The organism is Halovibrio variabilis (assembly GCF_007991175.1).
Lineage (GTDB): Bacteria > Pseudomonadota > Gammaproteobacteria > Pseudomonadales > Halomonadaceae > Vreelandella > Vreelandella variabilis.
This window is the reverse complement of record NZ_BJXV01000008.1, coordinates 1-21,190: the sequence shown is the minus strand read 5'-3', so window position 1 is coordinate 21,190 and position 21,190 is coordinate 1. Positions and strand designations below refer to the sequence as shown.

Below are 21,190 nucleotides of genomic sequence, written 5' to 3'. Positions count from 1 at the left end.
CCCTCATGCTGGCAGAGTTAATTCCACACTGAGCGACGAAAAGCCACTTAAAAACAGTGCTCTTGAGCCGGGAAGGCGCGGGTTTTAACGGCTTCATGGTAGCGCTGGAAGGCGCTTTGAATGCTGTCAGCGTCGACCATAAAGTTTTTCACAAAGCGCGGTGTACGGCCATGGGTAACGCCGAGCACATCGTGCATCACCAGAATCTGCCCATCGGTGTCGGGGCCAGCACCAATACCAATCACCGGCACATCCAGCGCCTCAGTCACTGCTTTGCCAAGGCTGGCGGGCACGCACTCAAGCAGGATTACCGAGGCGCCCGCCTCGACAAGAATTTTCGCATCGTTAATGATGCGCTCTGCCTGGGCGGCGTCGCGTCCTTGCACTTTGTAGCCGCCCAACTGATGCACGGTTTGTGGGGTTAGTCCCAGGTGCGCACAGACTGGCACGCCGCGACGGGTCAGTTCACGGATGCCATCGGCCATCCAGGCTTCACCTTCCAACTTGACCAGTTCCGCCCCTGCGCGCATCACGGCAGCGGCGTCTTCCAGCAGGCGCTCGGTGGTGGCGTTGCTCATAAACGGCAGATCCACCATTAGCAGGCTATGGCCTTTACCCCGCGCGGCGCAGCGGGTGTGGTAGAGGATGTCGTCAATGGTGACCGGTAAGGTGCTGTTATGGCCTTGCAGCACCATGCCTAGCGAGTCACCGACCAGCAGAACATCAATACCTGCCTGGCTGGCCGCATGGGCAAAGGAGGCATCGTAAGCGGTTAGGCAACTGAACGTCTCGCCAGCCTGCTTATAGGCCTGCAGCGTGCTTAGGGTGACGGTTTTCATGGCGTACTCTCGTATTTTACGTGAGAAATGCTGATTGTTACCTAATGGAGGGTCGGTGTCGAGATGTGTGTCAGCAGGTAACGTTCGTCGCCCAGTAGGTGCTTAAAGCTTTTTTAAGCCCTGGTCAGGGTGTTGCGAATCGCTATGTTCAAGCCACGCTGATAGCGGCCGCTGATGGAGTTCAAGTGAGGGAGCTAGCTCGGCAAGCGGTACCAGCACAAACGCCCGGGCGGTTATTTGTGGGTGCGGTACGCGTAAGCGCTTTGAATCGATGCGGTCGTTGGCGTAGAGCAGCAGGTCCAGATCGAGCGTGCGTGGCCCCCAGTGGCGCTGGCGGCGGCGGCGGTGCTGCTGCTCTAACGCCTGAAGCTGGTCAAGCAGCGCCAGCGGCGAAAGGCGTGTTTCCAGCGCCGCCACGGCGTTGACGAAGTCCGGCTGATCCTGCGGGCCCACCGGGTGGCTGGTGTAGAGCGATGAAGCAGCTACCAATCGACTCAGGGGCAGCGTTGCCAGTTCATCAAGGGCCTCTCGAACCTGCTCAATAGGCGAGGCAAGGTTACTGCCCAGGCCAATATAGGCAAGTTGAACCGGCATGACAGACTACTCTGAATCAGGGCTGCGTGGTTTACGCTGCCGTTTGCGACGACGATCGCCCTGGCTGGCGGGATCGCCGCCTACTTTTTGCAGCAGACGCCGCTGTTCATGTTCATCGCCGCGCTGAAACGCGGTCCACCAGTCGCCTAATCCTCGCGGTATTTCGCCCGCCTGTTCACGCAGCAGCAGCAGGTCATAGCCCGCCCTGAAACGCGAATGTTCGCGGGTTTGAAAGGCTTTTTTACCGCGTCGCTGGGGCAGGCGCTGCTGGAGTTCCCAAATTTCGCGCATGGGGATACCAAAGCGTTTGGGAATTGAGGTGTGCTCTAGCTGGCGCGAAACCACCTCTTGGGCGGCTGCTTGCAGAGCGGGAATGGGCGGCATGCCTTCCTGTTCGAGCACTTCCTGGCGCTGTTTGACCGGCGCCCATAAAAACGCTGCCAGCAGAAAGGCCGGGGTGACTGGGCGCTCTTCGGCGATACGCTTGTCGGTATTGGTCAGCGCTTGCTCGATTAGCTCTTCGGCCCAGGCCGCGTCGGCCATGGCTTCTTCGGCCTCGGGGAACAGCATGCCGAACAGGCCGTAGTGGCTGAGCAGCCGGAAGGTGACCAAACCATAACCCGACATAAACAGCTTTAACACCTCATCGAACAGCCGCGCCGGCGGAATCTGCAGCAGCAGCGGGGCTTGATCGTACATCGGTGCTTCGGTGGCCGGGTCTAAGGTGAAGTCGAGTTTGGCTGCAAAGCGCACCGCCCGCAGCATCCTCACCGGGTCTTCACGGTAACGCGTGGCCGGGTCACCGATCAGGCGCAGCGTACGGGTCTGGATATCGCGGGCGCCATTGGCAAAGTCGGTGATGCTGAAGTCGGCGATATTGTAGTAAAGCGCATTAACGGTGAAGTCGCGCCGCAGCGCGTCCTCTTCAATTTTGCCCCATACATTATCGCGAAGCAGTAACCCGGCGTCGGACTGATGGGCAATATGATCGCCATGCTCGTCTTGGGGTTTGCCACGGAAGGTGGTGACCTCAATGACCTCGCGGCCAAAGCGCACGTGGACAATCCGAAAACGGCGGCCGATTAGACGCGAATTACGAAATAGATCGCGTACCTGCTCGGGAGTAGCGTCGGTGGCCACATCGAAGTCTTTGGGCATTTTGCCCAGCAGCGCATCACGGATACAGCCACCCACCAAATAGGCGTCATAGCCTGCGCCGCTAAGGCGATAAAGCACTTTAAGCGCGGCATCGCTAATATGCTGGCGAGAAACAGGGTGCTCTGACCGAGGGATGTTACGCGGAGAGAGGGCGCTGGTGGTACTCTCTTGGGGATCGAGCAAAGTTTTCAATTGCTCTCCCGGGCTATGTAGGAAACGGGTAAATCCTTTAAACATGCGACGATTTCAACTCGCAGGGTACATAAAAAAGTCTATAAATAGGTAACGTGTCTATGTAAAAACAGGTCAACTGTTTACCTAACATGGACAGTTAATACCTGAGTGTATCCGACACCCTAAGGCTTGCAAAGCGTTTGCCGCTGGTTTGCGCGAACTCAAGTGACCAAACACGGAAAGGGGAGGCTAAGAGAGCCTCCCCTATAAAGCAATAAATCAGCGTCCGTGCTGCTATTTTTCTTCATGATGGCACATCGCCCTGAATACGCACCGCAGTCGGTAGGCGTAAGGATCAAGATAGTTCCGACCGCCTCGTATTCAAAACAATAATCCAACCGCGAACTTTTTCTCCCCCGGGGAATTATTATTGGCGCCGGGGTGTACACGCTGACTGCTATTGTTGTTATTAGGATGCAAAGCTACTGGCGTACGTCGCGTCCTTTTGGGCTACTTGCTTGTTTTATTATTGTTGACTGCGCCTGTACTGCTTGCGCAAGCAAGTCATGAGACTCAAGCCTGTTGTTGTTATTAGTCTCGTTGTCTCTACCTGGCCCTGTTGTTTTTGTTGTGGCTCAGGTGGGGGGTGAGGTCGTGTTGTTTTTGTTGGTGACCTACCGCTATGCCCATTTTGTTTTTCTTACCCAGTAATACTGCAGACGCTGTGCCATCTATTCGATAATTTATAAATTTCAGATGGTTGGCGTTTTTAACGCCGTGAAGGAACTTGGCATTGCAAAAAGTGTTACCTCTTTTTCGCCTGATTGTGCGCTTGCTTGTGTGGGAAGGTAACAGTGCATGGGTGGCGGAAGGTGGAGTATTTCTTATTTAAATCAGTGTATTGGACAATGGTCGTAGAGAGTGCGGGCGATAGGCCTAACGGCGAGACGTGCCCAGACGCCTAACCTGGGCGCCGGGCCGTTTTCTTACGCGGGATGCCCAGGCGCTGGCGCCGCTCCCAAAGATTTTTACGGCTAATGCCGAGTTTTTGGGCCAGCTCGGTCTCGCTCATTTGGTCTTGGTGCTCAAGCACAAAGTGCTGAAAGTAATCTTCTAATGAGAGGTCGTCGTCACTCTCTTCAGCGCCTTTATCCAGGCTGGTACTGGCCGCTGGCGTATTCGCGGTGGGTGCCGCATGGGTACGCGCGGGCGTGGGCGCTAAGCCTAAATCATCCGGGTGGATCAAATGCCCTTCGGCAAGAATGACGCCGCGCTCCAGTGCATTTTCCAGCTCACGCACGTTGCCCGGCCAAGGGTAGTCGCGCAGCTCTTGGCGGGCCGCCCGGGAGAGGCGAAGACCCGGTCGCTCGTGGCGTTTACACGCCTTGTCGAGCAGAATGTCGGCGATTTCAAGCACGTCATCTTCGCGCTCGCGCAGTGGCGGCAGTTCGATCTGCATGACGTTTAAGCGGTAGTAAAGGTCGAGGCGGAACTCGCCGGTTTTGGATAGCGCGCGCAGGTCTCGGTGGGTGGCGGCGATTAAACGCACGTTAACGTGGCGGGTTTCTACTGAGCCAATTTTACGGATTTCACCCTCTTGGAGAACGCGCAATAAACGTGCCTGGGCATCCAGCGGCAGTTCGCCAATCTCATCCAAAAACAGCGTGCCGCCGTCGGCAGCTTCGACTAAGCCGGTGCGTGCAGCGCTGGCGCCGGTAAAGGCGCCTTTCTCATGGCCAAACAGCTCGGATTCGATCAGCGTTTCGGGAATCGCCGCACAGTTAACGCAGATCAGCGGTGCGTTGGCGCGCTTGCTCTGCTGGTGAATAGCACGCGCTACCAGCTCTTTGCCGGTGCCCGACTCGCCCAGCACCAGTACGGTGACATCCGCTGGCGCGGTTTTGCGAAGGCGGGTGTAAACCTGCTGCATGGCAGTGCAGTTACCGATCATGGTTTGTCGGCTGCCACCGGCATCGGTGATATCCGGCGGCGGGCTTGGCGTCGTCATCTGTTTGTGCAGGATGTGCTCAACGGTTTCGAGTAGCTCGGCGTGGTCGAAGGGCTTGGCGACATAGTCCACCGCGCCCTGCTTGAGCGATTCCACCGCGGAGCGCATGCTCGCGTAGCTGGTCATGATCAATACCGGCACAGGCGCTGCAGCAGCGATCAGCGCCGTACCCGGCTCACCCGGCAGGCGCAGGTCGCTAATGATCAGGTCGAACCCTTTGAGTTCCAACTGGGAGGCCTCTTCCGCGCTGGCGGCTTCGCTGACCGCGTAGTCGTGGCGCTCGAGTAGGCGCTTTAAGGCGCTACGAATAATCGTTTCGTCTTCAACAATCAGAATGCTAGGCATAAGGTGGCTGATCATCCTGTTGGTAAAGCGGCAGCCAGAGGGTAATGGCGGTGCCGCGGGGCTGTCCGGGCGGTGGTGAGGCCACGTCTATTTTGCCCTGATGCTCATTGATAATCTGATAGGCTAGCGAAAGGCCTAAACCCGTACCTTCGCCTGCGGGCTTGGTGGTGGTAAAGGGCTCGAATAAGTGGTCGCGCACCCGAGGATCAATGCCGGGGCCATCATCGCTTATTCGCCACCAGGCAAGCTGCCCGTGACACCCTGCGCTAATTTCAACTTGCCCGCCCTGGTCGCAGGCGTCGCGGGCATTGCTCAGCAGGTTGACCATCACTTGGGTTAGCCGCTGGGCGTCGCCGCGAACGGTCAGGTCGGCGGGCACTGCGTTGGTTAAGTTAACATCCTCACCCGAGCGGGCTAGATGGATCAAGTCCAGCGCGTCTTCGCTAATCGCCGAAAGCGACACGGGGGAGGTCGGCAGCGGCACCGTCTGGCGTCCGCCGTGGGCAAAGCCGACCAATGAATTGACGATTTTAGTTACCCGCTGGGTCAACTGCTGGATCTGATCGGCGGTCTCCAGCAGCGTGGGGTCGTTGGTGTCGTAGCGCAGGTTTTGCGCCAGCGACGAGATGCCGGTTATCGGATTGCCGATTTCGTGGGCGACCCCTGCCGCTAGCTGGCCGATGGAGGCCAGGCGTGCCGCATGCACCAGTTCGTCTTCCAGCCATTTCATTTCGGTGTGGTCTTCAATCAAAATCACGCTGCCGCCCCGGCTGTCATTACCGCTGAGAATGGCTTTGTGCAGGGTCAGAAAGTAGTCCTTGCCGTGCAGCGACACCGCCTGCTTGTAGAGCGGGCCAGACGTGGCGTCTAGCACACTGCCCAGTAGGCTTGGCCAGGGGGCGGGCAGGCTGTCGCGGCGCGAGCCGATCACGCTGTCACCGCTAATCCCCGAGAGCTGCGAGAGCGCCTGATTCCACATCAAGAGCTCATCGTCATCGCCGAGTACGCATAGCCCCACCGGCAAATAGGCCAGCGTTTGGCGGTGGTGGCGGCGCAGGCCATCGAGTTCCCGGGCCAGCCCCGTTAGCCGTGAGCGGTAGGCTTCCAGGCGACTTTCAACAAAGTGAATATCGTCGGTTTCGGGGGTGTCGTCGTGGCGGTAGGGCAGGTAGCGGTCAACGATATCCCGCGCTACCGATGGCCCCATTAAGCCGGATAAATTTGCCTGGATACGGTCGCGCAGCCTGCGTAGCGCGTAGGGGCGTCGCTCCTGGGGCGTTAAGTTGAGTGCTTGCAGGGCCCGGTTCACCTCTCGGCTGGCCGCTTCATCGCCGAGAGCGTGGGCTAAGTGGTTAGAAAAATCATTCGCCGTGGCGGCTTCTAGCGGGAAACGCTTGGAGCGGATAACCGCATCCACTGAGCAGGCTTCTGCGGCGGATTGTTCGCCCTCGGAGATACGCGTAAACAGCGATATCACAATCAGCAGCAGGATATTGACCGCTAACGACAGCAGCGTAACGTTGTACCACACGGGCGCACCGCTGTCGGTTAGCGGAGTAAAGGGCAGTTGCGGCACGGGTAGCGAGAACATCAGCGGCAGCCATAAGCCCCACAGCCACACGCTGACACCCGCTACCAGGCCCACAATCATGCCTTTACGGTTAGCACCGGGCCAGTAGAGCAGCGCCAGCATGCCGGGCAGGCACTGGGCCATACCCACAAACGCGGCCAACCCCAAGCCGATAAGCCCGTGGTGGCGGCCTATCCACTGGTAAAATAGCCAGCCGCCGATAATCACCGCGACCACCAAGCCACGGCGCAGCCAGAGTAACCAGCCATAAAGGTCGCTGCGTGCCTCGGGGGGCCTTGCGACCAGCACAATGTGGTTGAGCACCATGCCCGAGAGCGCCAGTGCAATCATAATCATGGTGCCGCTGGCGGCGGCTAGCCCACCGATAAACGCCAGCGCCCCTACCCACCAGTGTTCGGTCATTAGGTAGGCGGCATAAGCCGTAAGGGGAACATCCGGCGCGGTGGATTGAGCCGCCCACCAAATCAACGGCACGGGAAGCGCCATCAACAACAGAAACAGCGGCAGCGTCCAGCTGGCTTGCAGCAACGTATGCCGCGACAGGCTTTCCGCGAAACTAATATGAAACAGATGCGGCATCATAAAGGCGGCGGCGAAAAACAGCAGCAGCAGGGTTCGCCACTGGGCGGGTTCAAGCTTTGGTGTCTGCTGCTGGAGGGCCGCGCCGGGACCCTCCAGCCAAAGCTGTAAGTCACCGGGGCCGTCAAACACCATCCACATGGCAACCGCCCCCAGCCCCAGCATGGCCAGCAGCTTGACGATAGATTCAAACGCAATGGCGCTGAGCAGAGTGTCGTGGCGACCAAGAGACTGGCTATGGCGGGCACCGAAAATGACGGCAAAGGCGGCAATCACCACGCAAAAAACGAGTGCAACGCTGGCCCCCGCTTGGCTGTCGGTGATGATATTGATCGCTTCGCTCAGGGTTTTTACCTGGATGCCAAGCAGCGGCAATACCGCCAACAGGCTGACCAGAGTCACCAGCGTGCCTGCCCAACGGGAACGGAAGCGAAAGGCAAACAGGTCCGCCAGTGAGGTTAGCTGATAGGTGCGGGTAATACGCTGGATCGGCACCAGCAGCACGGGAGCGAGCAAAAAGGCTCCTGCTGCGCCCAGGTAGTAGGCGAGGTAGCCAAACCCTGCGTGGGCAGCCATTTCCACGCTGCCGTAAATCGCCCAAGCGCTGGCATAAACACCCAGGGCAAGGGTATACACAATCGGGTGACGGGTAATGCGCACCGGCACCCAACCGCGCTCTACCGCAAAACCGCAGCCAAACAGCAGTGCTAAGTAGCCCAGCCCCAGCAGTAGGACGCCGACTATCTCAACGTGCATCTCAACGCTCATCAAGCTTCCTCTTCTGCTCCAGCCAGAGAGTTAACGCAATCAATCCGCCCCAAATAGCAAACGGCCGGTACCAGGCAGCATCGGGGTCGCTCCAACCGTTCATCAGTAGCGGAGAGAGCAGGTAGCCGCCGAACACCAGAAACAGCATGATGCGATAAACGTACATATCAATCTCCTGGTGGTGTAGAAGGTCGCATGGAAAGCGGCACTGAACGGTGCTCCGTGGGGTGCAGGTGAGCAACTGACCAGTTGGCTACCGCCCAGTGTAGCTGAGTCGCCGGGGGCTCAGTAGCAAGCGCCTGAGGCGGTGCTTGGTCAAGCGCTGTCAGCGCCTGAAAGAGCTGCTGGCGTACTCCTTGCTTATCCTCCGCCAGGGCCGGCGCCAGGTTCTGCTTAGATAGCTTCTGGCCTTCGGCGGTGACGATGAGCGGCAAGTGCAGGTAGCGCGGTTGGGGTAGCCCAAGCGCGATCTGTAACTGGCGCTGCCAGGGGGTATTGTCGAGTAAATCGACGCCCCTAACGACGTCGCTAATCTGCTGCTCGGCATCGTCGACGACCACCGCAAGTTGATACGCCCACAGGCCATCTTTGCGCTTTAACACCACATCGCCTAGCTTGGCGGGGTCGAATTGCTGTTCGCCGAACAGCCGGTCTTGCCAGTGAATAGGGCGCTCGCCAAGGTCGCTGCGTAGCCGCCAGGCCACTGGTTTGGTGGGATCGCAAACGCCTTCGCGGCACCAGCCGGGGTAGATATCAAGCCCCTGCCACTGCTTACGGGAGCAGCTGCAGGGGTAGGCAAGGTCGCGTTGGATGAGTCGGTCCAAGGCGTGTTGGTAAGCGTCATTACGAGTGTGCTGCCACATCACCGCTTCGTCCCACTCCATGCCGAAGGTTTCCAGCTGGCGCAGGATAGTGCTCGCCGCGCCTTCGGGGCAGCGGGGTGGGTCAATATCTTCGATGCGCACCAACCACTGTCCATGAGCGGCACGGGCGTCTAAATAGCTGCCCAAGGCGGCGACCAAAGAGCCAAAGTGCAGTGGGCCAGAGGGCGTAGGTGCAAAGCGGCCTCGGTAGCCAACAAAATCATTCATTGTAGCGTCGTCCTCGGTGATTCAGGCAAGCGCTGCCAACAAAAACGGGCACCCTAAGGTGCCCGCGTTCAATTAGAACGTTGTTTTAGCGCTTAGCCGCCGAGCTGTTTCTCTTTAAGTTCTGCTAAGGTTTTGCAATCCACGCAGAGCGTGGCAGTGGGGCGAGCTTCTAAGCGACGGATGCCGATCTCAACGCCGCAGGCTTCGCAGAAACCATAGTCATCATCATCGATTTTATCGATGGTTTCGTTAATTTTTTTGAGCAACTTACGCTCCCGATCACGGGTACGCAGTTCCAGGCTGAAGCCCTCTTCCTGAGTAGCTCGGTCGGCGGGGTCGGCGTAGTTGTTTGCATCTTCCTGCAGGTGGCGCACGGTACGGTCCACCTCTTCCATGAGATCCTGTTTCCAGTCCAGCAGCAGCTGTCGGAAGTGCGCTAGCTGCTGCTCGTTCATATACTCTTCACCCGGTGCTGGCTCATACGGGGTGAAGGACTTGGACGCTTCCGGTTTCTTTTCTGCTACTGGCATGGGACTGCCCCTTACATATGTGACTACTGATCGACCATGAACGATTGTCACGATCTCACGCCAAAGGGATGCTTGTTTATCTGAAAAATGATTGGGTTGCAAGTATAATGGCGACCTTTCTACGCTTGTTTGGCCTTAAATATGACTAGCGCCATGTTTTAGTTAGTTTTTAATAATGACCCCTGTTTCAAAAAATGATTAGGTATAGGAGCCGTTATGGCCTGGAATTCGCGTGTTGATCACGTTGCCCCTTTTCGGGTCATGCATCTACTGGAGATGGCCCAGGCGCGGGAAGCCGCCGGCTTTGATGTGATTCATCTGGAAGTAGGCGAGCCGGATTTTGCGACCCCTGAGCCCATTATCGCAGCCGGGCAGCAGGCGCTGGCCAGCGGCCATACGCGTTATACGCCCGCCGCGGGCTTACCCGCGCTGCGCGAGGCAATCGCAGGGCACTACGCTGAGCACTTTAATGCCACGGTGGATCCGGCGCGCATTTTGGTAACGCCGGGGGCGTCGGGGGCGCTGCTGCTGGCCAGCCAGCTATTGGTCGAAACCGGTTCACGGGTGCTGATGGCCGACCCGAACTACCCCTGTAACCGCCACTTTATGGCCTTGGCGGGCGCTGAGATCGATGCGGTCTCGGTAGGGCGTGATAGCGGCTGGCAGCTGGACGCTGCCCTGGTAGCGCAGCATTGGCACGAGGATACGAGCCTTGCGATGCTGGCGTCGCCCGCTAACCCGACCGGCCATACGTTGAGCGCACAGCAACTCTCGGCGGTGCTGGCAGCGGTCGCCGAGCGCGAGGGTGAGGTCATCGTCGATGAGATTTATCAGGGCCTTAACTATGACGATGCGCCGCTCTCGGCCACCTCGCTTTCGGCCAACGCCTTTGTGGTCAACAGCTTCTCAAAATATTTTGGCATGACCGGCTGGCGCTTGGGTTGGCTGGTTGCCCCTGAGCATGCCGTGGAGCCGTTAACGCGGCTGGCGCAGAATATGTTTCTTGCCGCGCCAACTCCTTCGCAGCATGCGGCGTTGGCGGCGTTTACGCCTGAGTGTCGGCGTATTCTGGAACACCGCCGCGAAACGCTGAAAAAGCGCCGTCAGGTGCTGTTGGAGGGCCTGGCGGGCCTGGGCCTGGCGCCGGATTTGCCGCCCCAGGGGGCGTTCTACCTGTGGCTGGATATCTCCCGCTACAGCTGCGATAGCCAGGCCTTCTGCGAGCGCTTGTTGCAGGAAGAGAACGTGGCGATTACCCCCGGTATTGATTTTGCCGTGCGCGGCGGTGAGCACCATGTGCGCATCGCCTTCACCAATGATGTTGCCCGCCTGGAAGAGGCGGTGGCGCGGATTGCCCGCTTTGTGGGCAGGCTGTGATGGCGTATCCGGCGCTTGTGCCAGGCACGCTGCTCAAGCGCTACAAGCGCTTTTTAGCCGATGTGCGCTTGGACGATGGCCGCGAGGTGGTGGCTCACTGCCCTAATACCGGCTCAATGAAGGCGGTGAACGTGCCGGGGTGTCGGGTGTGGCTGTCACCCAGCGATAACCCTAAGCGCAAGCTTGCCTGGACCTGGGAGTTTATCGAGTTGCCGCAAGCCAATGGGCAGGTAGCGATCGCCTCGGTGCATACCGGCCGCGCTAACCGCATCGTGGAAGCGGCGCTGGAGGCGGGGGCGTTGGCGCCGTTGGCGGGCTATGTCAGCTTGCACCGGGAGGTAACAGTTGCCGATGCGCGGCTCGATTTTATGCTGGATGACCCAGAACGAGGGCGGGCGTATATCGAGGTGAAACAGGTCACCCTCAAAGAGCAGGACGGCCACGGCTACTTTCCAGACTCGGTAAGCGTGCGTGGCACTAAGCATTTGCATTCGCTGCGGGTATTAGCAGAGCAGGGCGAACGGGCAGTGCTGCTGTTTTGTGTCGCCCACGAAGGCATTGCTGACGTAGCCGCCGCTGCCCATATTGACGCGACTTATGCAGCCGCCCTGGCACAGGCCGCTGCCAGCGGGGTGGAAGTGCTGGCCTATGGCATTGACGTGGCACGAGAGCAGGGGCGCCCCATCGAAGTGGGGTTAACCCGCCGCCTGCCTGTACGGCTTTAAAGCCGCTAGCGATCAATATAAAAACGCTGAATAAAATTCACCGGCTCGGGGGCGGCGTTGCGGTCGTAGCGCACGCTTAACTCAAAGCGCATGGCTTCATCGTCGCGCAGGGTAAAGGGCGCTAAGTGGTAGGTGGCATCGCCGTCGTGCACGGTGCGAAAGCTGAGCGATTCCTGAGCGCCGGTTAAGCCGCTGACGTGGCCCTGCACGCTGGCGTTAACAGGGCGCGTGCTGCCATCCTCCTGGCGTTCGCGCACGCTCACATTGACCAGCCCGCGGTTGGCGCTGCGCTGAAGGTTGTTCGCTTGAGCCACCTCTGGGGTCAAAAAGCTGCTGTTCACCGCGCTGTAGTGAATCTCGTAATCGCCAACCCGGTCGAACTGCTCTGCGTTGGCAGCAGCAGAGGCGAGTAGCGTGCCAACAAGGGCGGCGCTGATCATTAATCGGCGTAGCATGGCTTGGCTCCTTGGATAATGGTTAAACACGATGCAAAGCTAACGGCGGCGAACGCGGAAAATGGCAATTTCACCAAACAGATTGGGCCACAGCCGCGATTTCCAGTGGCCCTGATGATCGCCCACACCCACTGCGCGATCAACAATTACCAAGCCTTTTTCACGGCATAGATGTTCAAAATCGTTGAACGTCGAGAGGTGGATGTTGGGCGTATCGTACCAAGCGTGGGGCAGCGATTTAGACACCGGCATATAGCCGCGCAGACCCAAATGCACGCGGTGGCGCCAGTAGGCGAAGTTGGGGAAAGTGATAATCCCTTCTTCGGCGACGCGCAGCATTTCATCAAGCATTTTGTCGGGGCGGCGCAGCGCCTGCAGCGCCTGGGTCATAATCACCTGATCGTAGCTGTTGTCGCAGAAGCTGCCCAGGCCGTCGTCCAGATTGTGTTCAATGACGTTGACGCCACGGGCGACGCAGGCATTGATGCCATCATGGTCAATTTCCAGGCCGTAACCGGTCACACCTTTATGGCGACCCAGCGTCTCAAGCAGTTCTCCATTGCCACAGGCGAGGTCGAGTATATGCGACCTTTCGGGCACCCAGTCATAAATCAGGTCAAGATCGGCGCGCATCATGGCGTCCCCTCCCCGTTCGTTTCATATTCGGCCGGTTCGGCGAGATTCAGCTCGCGGGCAGCGCGATTCATAAAGGCGCTGACGATGGCATCGTAGCGTGGGTTCGAGAGTAGGAAAGCATCATGCCCATGGGGGGAGTCGATATTGGCGTAGCTGACCGACTTGCCTGCACGGGTGAGCGCATCAACGAGCTCCCGCGAACGGGAAGGCGGGAAGCGCCAATCAGTAGTGAAGCTAACGATCAAGAAAGGGCACTCGGCTGGCGCCAAGGCTTTGGCAAAGTCGCCGCCTTGAGTAGCTGCTGGGTCAAAGTAGTCCAGCGCCTTGGTCATCAGCAGGTAGGTATTGGCATCAAACGCGGTGGAGAACGTGTCGCCCTGGTAGCGCAGGTAGGACTCCACCTGGAACTCAACGTCGAAGCCGAAGTTGAGGTCGTTGCTACGCAGGTCGCGGCCAAATTTGCTGCCCATGGCGTCTTCTGAAAGGTAGGTAATATGCCCCACCATGCGGGCCAGCTTTAGCCCGCGCTTGGGCAAGGTGTCGTGCTCGGCGTACCAGCCGTCGAAGAACTCAGGGTCGGAGCGAATCGCCTGACGGGCCACTTCGTTAAAGGCGATATTTTGCGCCGAGAGCCGCGGGGTGGCGGCAATCACCACCGCGTTGGCGACCCGCTCCGGGTAGGTCATCGTCCACTGCATTACCTGCATCCCGCCGAGGCTGCCGCCTACGGCCGCGGCCCAGCGTTCAATCCCCAGGTGGTCGGCAAGCCGCGCTTGGCTGGCTACCCAGTCGCTGACGGTCACCATGGGAAAATCGGGGCCCCACTGGCGCCCGGTGTCAGGGTTGTGGCTAATCGGGCCGGTACTGCCGTGGCAGCCGCCCAGATTGTTCAGCGACACCACAAAAAAACGGTTGGTGTCGATCGCTTTGCCGGGGCCGATATGGGCATCCCACCAGCCGGGTTTGCGGTCTTCCTCGCTGTGATAGCCCGCGGCATGGTGGTGGCCCGAGAGCGCATGGCAAATCAGCACCGCGTTACTGCGGTCAACGTTCAAGGTACCGTAAGTTTCGTAAATCAGTTCGTAGGCAGGCAGCACTTTACCGCAGGCAAGGGAAAGCGGTGTGTCGAAGCGTGCCACGCGCGGAGTGATCAGGCCGACGGAGTCCGTCGGCCGGTCTGCAAACGCAAGCGTATCTGTATCAGGCATTGAAGGCGCTAATCCTGCTGAAAAGTGCAACTAAATGAATCGATTCGAATAGATTCATTAAATAAAGAGCTGGCAGTCAGCCGCCGTCACAATCCGATTAATGCCTCGGGAAATCCTGACGCACGAATCAATGCGCCGACCACCAAGCCATCAAGCAGATTAATGGCAATAAATACCACGATGGGCGACAGGTCAATCATACCCAGCGGGGGAATGACTTTTCTGACCGGGGCCATGATCGGTTCTACCAGTTGCATCACCAGCAGCGCGCCTGGGTGGCTGGCATTGGGCGCGACCCAGCTCAAAATGATCATCACAATCAGGGCGAAGAAGTAGATCTTTAAAATCGCACTCGCCAAAGCGGCCACGCCAGCGATGAGTAACCCCGGAATGGGCGGCATGCCGTAACCAGAGATCATGAAGATAGCAATAATGCTGGCGACCTTGAGTACAAAGCCTGCCGCTAACGTGGCGAGGTCAAAGCGGCCAGCAACGGGGCCTAAAAAGCTTTGGAACAGCCCCACCACCGGCTGTGTGATTTTGACCACCGACTGGCTTAACGGGTTGTAGTAATCCGCCCTTGACGCTTGCAGCAGAAAACGCAGCATCAGTAAAAATAGATAAATATTGATCAGCGTATTGATCAGCATTAACCCTGCATTGCCCATTAGTGTGTCTCCTTGATGATCCGTTGCTGAACGGCTGTTTTAGCCGAACGATTGCGCTAGTCGAAAGGCTGTATTAGCTGCCGCTCAGTTCCGTGGCCATGGCCTGGGCGCGATCGGCGCAGGCCTGCATGGCGTCGGCAATGGTGGTGCGCAATTGTGCCTCTTCCATGTGCTGAATGGCACGCTCGGTGGTGCCGCCCGGCGACATGACGTTCTGTTTTAGCGTGGCAGGGTCTTTATCACTTTGCTGCGCCATGGTGGCGGCGCCCAGCGCTGTTTGAATGGCTAAGCGGCGCGCAGTGGCGGCAGGTAAGCCGAGCTTGACTGCAGCGTCTTCCATGGCTTCAAACATCAAAAAGAAGTAGGCCGGGGCACTGCCCGAAACGGCGGTCACTGCGTCTAACAGCGCTTCCTCTTCGACCCACTCGACAATGCCCACCGCTTCCATTAGCTGGGTGGCCACGTCGCGCTGGGCATCGCTGACCTTGGCATTGGCGTAGAGGCCGCTGGCGCCAATGCCGACTAGCGAGGGCGTGTTGGGCATGCAGCGTACCAGGGCGTTATTACCGCCTAGCCATTGGTCAATAGTGTCAGCATCCAGGCCTGCCGCAATCGAGATCACCAGCGGCTGCTGGCGCTGAACGCTGTCGCGCAGCGCTTCGCATACGTTGCGCATGATTTGCGGTTTCACCGCGAGTACCACCACGTCGGCATTAGCCACCGCCGCGTTGTTGTCGGTGTGGGTGTTGATGCCTAAGCGTTGTTTAACCGGTGCCAGTTCGCTATCGCTCGGCGCGGTGGCGGTAATAGTAGCAGGCGCGACGCCGCTGTCGATGAGGCCGCCGATAATGGCGCTGGCCATATTGCCGGCCCCAATGAAGGTAATGTTACTCGCCATGGTAGATGTCCTTTTGTGAAAGTATGCTCAGTGAGAAAGTGGTCGGTTGCTATTCGCCTAAGTTGACTGGCGGGCGCCAAAAATCGCGGTGCCTAAGCGAACCAGCGTGGCGCCCTCCAGCACGGCGGCTTCTAAATCATCGCTCATGCCCATTGAGAGCGTATCCAGGGGCGCCTCTGGCAGGGCGTTTTGCAGCGCTGTTAAGGCCTCGCGCAGTGCCGCCAGCGGCTGGCGCTGTGCATCGAGCCCTTCTGCCGGGGCGGGAATCGCCATCAAACCGCGCAAGCGCAGGTGAGGCAGCGCGGCAACGTCTTTGGCCAATTCCTCTAACGCCTCGGGCAGCACACCGGCTTTGCTCTCTTCGCGGCTGATATTAACCTGCAGGCAAATATTCAGTGGCGCAAGGTGGGCTGGGCGCTGTTCGCTAAGGCGTTGGGCAATTTTTAACCGGTCGACACTATGCACCCAGTCAAAATACTCGGCCACCGCGCGGGTTTTATTGGACTGCAGCGGCCCAATGAAATGCCATACAATGTCGTCAAGATCCGCCAGTTCAGTCTGCTTTTCGAGCGCTTCTTGCAGATAGTTTTCACCGAATTGACGCTGGCCAAGCTGCCAAGCCTGACGAATCATCGCCGCGGGCTTGGTTTTACTGACTGCGAGTAGCTCGGTCGCGTCCTGAGTGCGCCCCGCGTCTGCTAAGGCGTTACGCAGGCGTGTACGTGCCTGATCGTATGCATGGCCGAGTGACTCGTTAAGCGCGATGTCTGTCATACTCAAGCACCTTACCGCAGCTGGGAAGAGAGATGGATATTACCGAACTGCTAGCATTCTCGGCAAAGCAGAATGCCTCTGACTTGCACCTTTCAGCCGGTTTGCCGCCTATGATACGTGTTGATGGCGACATTCGTCGGCTCAATGTGCCCGCTATCGATAATAGCGATGTGCGTAAATTGATCTATGACATCATGAATGATCGCCAGCGGCGCGACTACGAAGAGCGTCTGGAAATCGACTTTTCTTTTGAAGTGCCGGGCGTGGCGCGCTTTCGCGTTAATGCCTTTACCCACGGCCGCGGCGCGGGGGCGGTATTCCGCACTATTCCCAATCAAGTGCTCTCCATGCAAACCCTGGGGCTGGGTGAGGTGTTTGAGCGCTTAGCGATGCTGCCGCGTGGCCTGGTATTAGTAACCGGGCCAACAGGGTCGGGCAAAAGTACGACGCTTGCGGCGATGATTGATTACATCAACGACCATCGATACGAGCATATTCTCACCATTGAAGACCCTGTCGAGTTTGTTCACGCCAGCAAGCGCTGCTTGATTAACCAGCGTGAAGTGCACCGCGATACCCATAGCTTTGCCGATGCGCTGCGCAGCGCGCTACGTGAAGACCCGGATGTGATTCTGGTCGGTGAACTGCGTGATCTGGAAACCATCCGCTTAGCACTGACCGCGGCTGAAACCGGCCACTTGGTACTGGGGACGCTGCACACGACCTCGGCGGCGAAAACGATTGATCGGATTATCGATGTTTTCCCCGGCGAAGAGAAAGCCATGGTGCGCTCGATGCTGTCGGAATCACTCCAGGCGGTGGTGTCGCAATCGCTGCTTAAACGCCAGGGCGGCGGTAGGGTGGCGGCCCATGAAGTGCTGATTGCCACCTCGGCGGTACGTAATTTGATTCGCGAAGACAAAGTGGCACAGATGTACTCGGCCATCCAAACCGGCGGTAGCCTGGGCATGCAAACCCTGGATGCTGCGCTGTCTCAGCTCGTTAAAGAGGGCGCGGTCAGTTTGCAGGAGGCGCAAATGAGCGCCAAGGGAACGCTGGCGATAAAGGATGAATAAGGAGCCCGCCATGCAAGCGCCGCCTGTAGAACTTTCGCCCACGCAATGGCTACACCAACTGCTCGATATTATGGTCGAGCAGCACGCATCCGATCTGCTCATTTCCGTGGGCGCGCCGCCAAGCTTGAAAATGCCCGATGGGCTGGTGCCGCTGGGGCAGCAGCGCTTAACCACCCATCAGGTCAATGAACTGGTTACCCATACGCTGCCGGAAGGGCTGCGTGAGCGGTTTGCCAGCGAGCGTGAAGCAAATTTCGCTTTAAGCCGCGAGGGCAAAGGGCGTTTTCGGGTCAGCGCCTTTCAGCAGCGCAATCAGATGGCCATGGTGGTGCGCAGCATCGCCATTGAGATTCCTCGCCTGGAAGCGCTGGGCGTGCCGGAGCAGTTGGCGAAATTAGCCCAGGCCAAGCGTGGGCTCGTTTTAGTAGTGGGCGGTACGGGAACCGGTAAATCGACGACCCTCGCGGCGATGATTCAGCAGCGCAACGAGACCGTTGGCGGCCATATCATCAGCATCGAAGACCCCATCGAGTACCTGCATCCCCATAAGCGCGCGATTGTGAATCAGCGTGAAGTAGGGATTGATACCGAGTCGTTTGAGGTGGCGCTAAAAAACACCCTGCGCCAGGCGCCCGATGTAATCCTGATTGGTGAAATCCGCACTAGGGAAACCATGGAGCACGCGCTCACCTTTGCTGAAACCGGTCACCTGTGTTTGGCGACGCTGCATGCCAATAACGCCAACCAGGCGTTGGAGCGCATCATTCACTTCTTTCCCCATGAGCGTCATGAGCAGATCTGGATGGACCTTTCGCTGAATCTGCGCGCGGTCGTCGCTCAGCAACTGCTGCCCACGTTAGCGGGCGGGCGCCGTGCGGCGATCGAGATCATGCTGCAGTCGCCACGTGTTGCCGATTTGATCCGCAAAGGCGACGTTAGTGAGATTAAAGCGGCGATGGCCAAGTCCCAGGATGCCGGGATGCAGACCTTTGACCAGGCGCTGCATGACCTGCATCAGGCCGGGCATATAAGTAGAGAGGTGGCCATGGCCCACGCCGACTCGGCCAACGATCTGCGCATGCTGCTCAACGCCAGCGATGCCAAGGCGCGCAATCTCTCTTTGGATGAGCAAGTGCCTAGTCATTTAGGCCTGCGCGATGGCGATGATTACTGAGCGTTAACTACGCTGCAGAAACTACGCAGCATAAACCCCGCCCAGCACCCGCGGCCCCTGCGCGCCGGTGACCGAGGGTAAGTTGCCTGGCAGGTGGTGCAGGCGTTGGTGGGCCAGCCAGGCAAAGGCGCCGGCTTCGATCCAGTCTTCAGGCCAGCCGTAGGCCGCTGGCGAAGTGAGCGTAGCGCGAGGGAGATAATAGGCAAGGCGCTGCATCAGGTAGCCGTTATGAGCGCCGCCGCCAGCGGTGATCAGCGTAAGTGGGCCATCTTTGATCTGTAGTTGTTCAATGCCCTGGGCGACACTAGCCGCGGTGAGTTCGGCCAGCGTGGCCTGCACATCGGCGGCAGCTTCCTGCCCGCTAAGATGTTGGCGTAGCCAATCCAGATGAAACAGCTCACGCCCAGTGCTTCTCGGCGGCGGCTGTTGGAAAAACGGTTCCGATAGCAGCCGAGCTAACAGCGCTTCATCTACCTTGCCGCTCGCGGCCCAAGCGCCATCTTGATCAAAGCGGCCGCCTTGGTGCCAGGCAAACCAGCCATCCAATAAAACATTCGCGGGCCCGGTATCAAAACCAATCACGGGATCGGTTGGCTGGCTGGAAAGCCAGGTCAGATTGGCAAAGCCGCCCAGGTTAAGCACCAACTGATGCGCGCCTGATCTACCAAATAGCGCCTGATGAAACGCCGGTGCCAGCGGTGCGGCCTGGCCACCGGCGGCTAAGTCGCGGCGGCGGAAATCAGCAACGACCGTGCAGCCGGTGAGTTCTGCCAACAGGCTGGGATTATCCAGCTGTAGCGTATAGGCCGGGCCACCGCTATGCCCTACGGGCGCATGTTCAATCGTTTGGCCGTGGCTGCCGATGGCGCTGATCTGTTCAGGCTTTATAGAGATTGGCGCTAAGAGTTGCTGGACGGCCTGGGCCTGGCACTGGCAGAAAGCATGCTCTGCCGCCGCCAGTTGAGCAAAGCCCACCTGCTCCGCATGGCATAGCATGAGCAGCAGGCGATGCAGCTCATCTGGCATCGGTTCGGCGTGGGTCGCCAGCAGGCGCGGCGGCGAGTCAGTCTCGATGGCGATCAATGCAGCATCAATACCGTCCAGGCTAGTGCCGGACATCAGGCCAATATAGTAAAGCGGCGAAGCGGTAGGCATTTTCATCAGCGAACTCGTACCAAGCGGGGCTAAAACTAAGCTAAGGCTAAACCAGGGCTCAACCAAGGCGAACGAGCATGGTAACATCGTCGGCTATTTATCACCTGAGCCCGGTGTGGACGGTTCTTTATAGTGGAGAGAGGCAATGAGTGAGGTGGATCAGGCTTTAGCGCTGTTGTCGCGGGGTACGCATGAAATCCTGGTAGAGGATGAGTTAAGAAAGAAGCTGGCTTCAGGCCGCAAACTGCGTATCAAAGCGGGTTTTGATCCTACAGCCCCTGACCTTCACTTGGGACACAGCGTATTGCTAACCAAAATGCGCCAGTTCCAGGACTTGGGGCACACGGTTATCTTTTTAATCGGGGATTTTACCGGGCGTATTGGTGACCCAACCGGCAAAAACGTGACCCGTAAACCGCTTACCGAAGAAGATGTTAAAGCCAACGCCGATACTTATAGGGAGCAGGTGTTTAAAATCCTCGACCCTGAGAAAACCGAGGTGCGTTTTAACGCCGAATGGTTTAGCGAGCTCTCCGCTGCCAAAATGATTGAGCTGGCCGCCCAAAGCACCGTCGCCCGCATGCTGGAGCGGGACGACTTTGAAAAGCGTTACAACGCCAATCAGTCGATTGCCATCCACGAATTTCTCTACCCGCTGGTACAAGGCTACGACTCGGTAGCGCTTGAGGCCGATGTTGAGCTGGGCGGCACCGACCAGAAGTTCAACCTGTTGATGGGGCGCGAGATACAAAAGCACTTCGGCCAGGAGCCCCAGGTGGTCATCACCATGCCGCTGCTGGAAGGGTTAGACGGCGTGCAGAAGATGTCAAAGTCGCTGGGCAACTACATTGGTGTCGATGAAGCGCCGGGCTCGATGTTCAACAAGCTGGTCTCCATGCCGGACAGCTTAATGTGGCGCTACTTTGAGTTGCTCTCTTTGAAATCCAATGAAGAGATCGAAGCGCTCAAGCAGGATGTCGCCAATGGTGCCAACCCACGTGATGTTAAAATGGAGCTGGCGCGAGAGCTGATTGCCCGTTACCACGGAGACGAAGCCGCTGCCAATGCGCATAAGTCGGCGGGTAATCAGCTGGCCGATGGCGAACTGCCGGAAGACCTGCCGGAAGTCACGGTGGACTTTGAAGGCAGCGAGCAAGCGCCTATTGCCGCAGTGCTTAATAGGGCAGAGCTTACCAACAACAGCGCCCAAGCCAAAGATATGTTGGGGAATGGCCGCGTTAAAGTCGACGGCGAAGTCGTCGCCAAAGACACCATGCTGGCGACGGGTAAGAGCTATGTCATTCAGGCGGGCAAGAAACGTTACGCCCGTGTGACGCTTAGTTGAAGTTTTTTTGACCCTTTTCCAC

Annotated in this window: 20 protein-coding genes; 5 read left to right on the top strand and 15 right to left on the bottom strand. The window is 58.3% G+C overall.

Going from position 1 to position 21,190, the window contains the following annotated elements; translation table 11 throughout:
* Positions 1 to 47: 47 nt before the first annotated feature.
* The 8 genes from panB to dksA all read right to left on the bottom strand — a co-directional run bounded on the left by panB (position 48) and on the right by dksA (position 9,677).
* Positions 48 to 839, bottom strand: coding sequence for a 3-methyl-2-oxobutanoate hydroxymethyltransferase (panB, locus tag HVA01_RS06965; protein ID WP_146874290.1), 792 nt, complete (start codon positions 837 to 839; stop codon positions 48 to 50).
* A gap of 102 nt (positions 840 to 941) precedes the next feature.
* Complete coding sequence (gene folK / locus HVA01_RS06960; protein ID WP_146874288.1) at positions 942 to 1,433, bottom strand: 2-amino-4-hydroxy-6-hydroxymethyldihydropteridine diphosphokinase; 492 nt, start codon at positions 1,431 to 1,433, stop codon at positions 942 to 944.
* 6 nt (positions 1,434 to 1,439) lie between these two features.
* Positions 1,440 to 2,828 (bottom strand): polynucleotide adenylyltransferase PcnB, encoded by a 1,389-nt coding sequence (gene pcnB, locus HVA01_RS06955; RefSeq protein ID WP_146874286.1) that lies wholly within the window; start codon positions 2,826 to 2,828, stop codon positions 1,440 to 1,442.
* A gap of 898 nt (positions 2,829 to 3,726) precedes the next feature.
* Positions 3,727 to 5,118, bottom strand: a complete 1,392-nt coding sequence (locus HVA01_RS06950; RefSeq protein ID WP_146874284.1) for a sigma-54-dependent transcriptional regulator — start codon at positions 5,116 to 5,118, stop codon at positions 3,727 to 3,729.
* A complete protein-coding gene (locus tag HVA01_RS06945; protein WP_146874747.1) occupies positions 5,111 to 8,044 on the bottom strand; it encodes an ATP-binding protein in 2,934 nt (977 codons plus the stop codon). The genes HVA01_RS06950 and HVA01_RS06945 overlap by 8 nt, the downstream gene beginning before the upstream one ends.
* A gap of 1 nt (position 8,045) precedes the next feature.
* The gene (locus tag HVA01_RS17375) at positions 8,046 to 8,222 is read right to left on the bottom strand and encodes a hypothetical protein (protein ID WP_165603383.1); all 177 of its coding nucleotides are present in this window, start codon (positions 8,220 to 8,222) and stop codon (positions 8,046 to 8,048) included.
* A gap of 1 nt (position 8,223) precedes the next feature.
* Positions 8,224 to 9,147: a tRNA glutamyl-Q(34) synthetase GluQRS gene (gene gluQRS / locus HVA01_RS06940; protein ID WP_146874282.1), complete on the bottom strand. Its 924-nt coding sequence runs from the start codon at positions 9,145 to 9,147 to the stop codon at positions 8,224 to 8,226.
* Between the two features lie 92 nt (positions 9,148 to 9,239).
* A complete protein-coding gene (gene dksA / locus HVA01_RS06935) occupies positions 9,240 to 9,677 on the bottom strand; it encodes an RNA polymerase-binding protein DksA (protein ID WP_088702211.1) in 438 nt (145 codons plus the stop codon).
* A 216-nt stretch (positions 9,678 to 9,893) separates the two neighbouring features.
* On the opposite strand from dksA, the gene HVA01_RS06930 reads away from it, so the two are divergent.
* On the top strand, positions 9,894 to 11,054 hold the full coding sequence (locus HVA01_RS06930) for an aminotransferase class I/II-fold pyridoxal phosphate-dependent enzyme (protein ID WP_146874280.1): 1,161 nt from the start codon (positions 9,894 to 9,896) through the stop codon (positions 11,052 to 11,054).
* Positions 11,054 to 11,779 carry a DNA/RNA nuclease SfsA gene (gene sfsA, locus HVA01_RS06925; RefSeq protein ID WP_146874278.1) on the top strand — a complete coding sequence of 242 codons (726 nt, stop codon included), beginning with the start codon at positions 11,054 to 11,056 and terminating at the stop codon, positions 11,777 to 11,779. The genes HVA01_RS06930 and sfsA overlap by 1 nt, the downstream gene beginning before the upstream one ends.
* A 5-nt stretch (positions 11,780 to 11,784) precedes the next feature.
* Here sfsA and HVA01_RS06920 read toward each other — a convergent pair whose 3' ends face one another.
* From HVA01_RS06920 to HVA01_RS06895, 6 genes are all read right to left on the bottom strand, one after another.
* Complete coding sequence (locus tag HVA01_RS06920) at positions 11,785 to 12,234, bottom strand: DUF4426 domain-containing protein (RefSeq protein WP_146874276.1); 450 nt, start codon at positions 12,232 to 12,234, stop codon at positions 11,785 to 11,787.
* Positions 12,235 to 12,273: 39 nt separating this feature from the next.
* Positions 12,274 to 12,867 (bottom strand): methionine biosynthesis protein MetW, encoded by a 594-nt coding sequence (metW, locus tag HVA01_RS06915; protein ID WP_146874745.1) that lies wholly within the window; start codon positions 12,865 to 12,867, stop codon positions 12,274 to 12,276.
* On the bottom strand, positions 12,867 to 14,078 hold the full coding sequence (gene metX, locus HVA01_RS06910; protein ID WP_146874274.1) for a homoserine O-succinyltransferase MetX: 1,212 nt from the start codon (positions 14,076 to 14,078) through the stop codon (positions 12,867 to 12,869). The genes metW and metX overlap by 1 nt, the downstream gene beginning before the upstream one ends.
* A gap of 86 nt (positions 14,079 to 14,164) precedes the next feature.
* A complete protein-coding gene (locus tag HVA01_RS06905; protein WP_146874272.1) occupies positions 14,165 to 14,746 on the bottom strand; it encodes a YggT family protein in 582 nt (193 codons plus the stop codon).
* 73 nt (positions 14,747 to 14,819) lie between these two features.
* Positions 14,820 to 15,644 (bottom strand): pyrroline-5-carboxylate reductase, encoded by an 825-nt coding sequence (proC, locus tag HVA01_RS06900; RefSeq protein WP_146874270.1) that lies wholly within the window; start codon positions 15,642 to 15,644, stop codon positions 14,820 to 14,822.
* Positions 15,645 to 15,701: 57 nt separating this feature from the next.
* Positions 15,702 to 16,418, bottom strand: a complete 717-nt coding sequence (locus HVA01_RS06895) for a YggS family pyridoxal phosphate-dependent enzyme (protein ID WP_146874268.1) — start codon at positions 16,416 to 16,418, stop codon at positions 15,702 to 15,704.
* Between the two features lie 32 nt (positions 16,419 to 16,450).
* Here HVA01_RS06895 and HVA01_RS06890 point away from each other — a divergent pair, with 32 nt between their 5' ends.
* Positions 16,451 to 17,494: a type IV pilus twitching motility protein PilT gene (locus HVA01_RS06890; protein WP_146874266.1), complete on the top strand. Its 1,044-nt coding sequence runs from the start codon at positions 16,451 to 16,453 to the stop codon at positions 17,492 to 17,494.
* A 10-nt stretch (positions 17,495 to 17,504) separates the two neighbouring features.
* Positions 17,505 to 18,668 carry a PilT/PilU family type 4a pilus ATPase gene (locus HVA01_RS06885; protein ID WP_246129527.1) on the top strand — a complete coding sequence of 388 codons (1,164 nt, stop codon included), beginning with the start codon at positions 17,505 to 17,507 and terminating at the stop codon, positions 18,666 to 18,668.
* Between the two features lie 21 nt (positions 18,669 to 18,689).
* On the opposite strand, the gene HVA01_RS06880 is transcribed toward HVA01_RS06885, so the two are convergent.
* Positions 18,690 to 19,829: an anhydro-N-acetylmuramic acid kinase gene (locus HVA01_RS06880; RefSeq protein WP_146874262.1), complete on the bottom strand. Its 1,140-nt coding sequence runs from the start codon at positions 19,827 to 19,829 to the stop codon at positions 18,690 to 18,692.
* A 139-nt stretch (positions 19,830 to 19,968) separates the two neighbouring features.
* On the opposite strand from HVA01_RS06880, the gene tyrS reads away from it, so the two are divergent.
* Positions 19,969 to 21,168, top strand: coding sequence for a tyrosine--tRNA ligase (gene tyrS / locus HVA01_RS06875; protein WP_146874260.1), 1,200 nt, complete (start codon positions 19,969 to 19,971; stop codon positions 21,166 to 21,168).
* Positions 21,169 to 21,190 lie beyond the last annotated feature (22 nt).

Coding starts and splice junctions, on each gene's coding strand:
- HVA01_RS06920 (WP_146874276.1), bottom strand. CDS start 12,234: ATGCTACGCCGATTAATGATCAGCGCCGCCCTTGTTGGCACGCTACTC.
- HVA01_RS06905 (WP_146874272.1), bottom strand. CDS start 14,746: ATGGGCAATGCAGGGTTAATGCTGATCAATACGCTGATCAATATTTAT.
- HVA01_RS06880 (WP_146874262.1), bottom strand. CDS start 19,829: ATGAAAATGCCTACCGCTTCGCCGCTTTACTATATTGGCCTGATGTCC.
- pcnB (WP_146874286.1), bottom strand. CDS start 2,828: ATGTTTAAAGGATTTACCCGTTTCCTACATAGCCCGGGAGAGCAATTG.
- HVA01_RS06950 (WP_146874284.1), bottom strand. CDS start 5,118: ATGCCTAGCATTCTGATTGTTGAAGACGAAACGATTATTCGTAGCGCC.
- folK (WP_146874288.1), bottom strand. CDS start 1,433: ATGCCGGTTCAACTTGCCTATATTGGCCTGGGCAGTAACCTTGCCTCG.
- proC (WP_146874270.1), bottom strand. CDS start 15,644: ATGGCGAGTAACATTACCTTCATTGGGGCCGGCAATATGGCCAGCGCC.
- HVA01_RS06945 (WP_146874747.1), bottom strand. CDS start 8,044: ATGCACGTTGAGATAGTCGGCGTCCTACTGCTGGGGCTGGGCTACTTA.
- tyrS (WP_146874260.1), top strand. CDS start 19,969: ATGAGTGAGGTGGATCAGGCTTTAGCGCTGTTGTCGCGGGGTACGCAT.
- gluQRS (WP_146874282.1), bottom strand. CDS start 9,147: ATGAATGATTTTGTTGGCTACCGAGGCCGCTTTGCACCTACGCCCTCT.
- metX (WP_146874274.1), bottom strand. CDS start 14,078: ATGCCTGATACAGATACGCTTGCGTTTGCAGACCGGCCGACGGACTCC.
- HVA01_RS06890 (WP_146874266.1), top strand. CDS start 16,451: ATGGATATTACCGAACTGCTAGCATTCTCGGCAAAGCAGAATGCCTCT.
- HVA01_RS06885 (WP_246129527.1), top strand. CDS start 17,505: ATGCAAGCGCCGCCTGTAGAACTTTCGCCCACGCAATGGCTACACCAA.
- panB (WP_146874290.1), bottom strand. CDS start 839: ATGAAAACCGTCACCCTAAGCACGCTGCAGGCCTATAAGCAGGCTGGC.
- HVA01_RS06930 (WP_146874280.1), top strand. CDS start 9,894: ATGGCCTGGAATTCGCGTGTTGATCACGTTGCCCCTTTTCGGGTCATG.
- HVA01_RS17375 (WP_165603383.1), bottom strand. CDS start 8,222: ATGTACGTTTATCGCATCATGCTGTTTCTGGTGTTCGGCGGCTACCTG.
- dksA (WP_088702211.1), bottom strand. CDS start 9,677: ATGCCAGTAGCAGAAAAGAAACCGGAAGCGTCCAAGTCCTTCACCCCG.
- sfsA (WP_146874278.1), top strand. CDS start 11,054: ATGGCGTATCCGGCGCTTGTGCCAGGCACGCTGCTCAAGCGCTACAAG.
- metW (WP_146874745.1), bottom strand. CDS start 12,867: ATGCGCGCCGATCTTGACCTGATTTATGACTGGGTGCCCGAAAGGTCG.
- HVA01_RS06895 (WP_146874268.1), bottom strand. CDS start 16,418: ATGACAGACATCGCGCTTAACGAGTCACTCGGCCATGCATACGATCAG.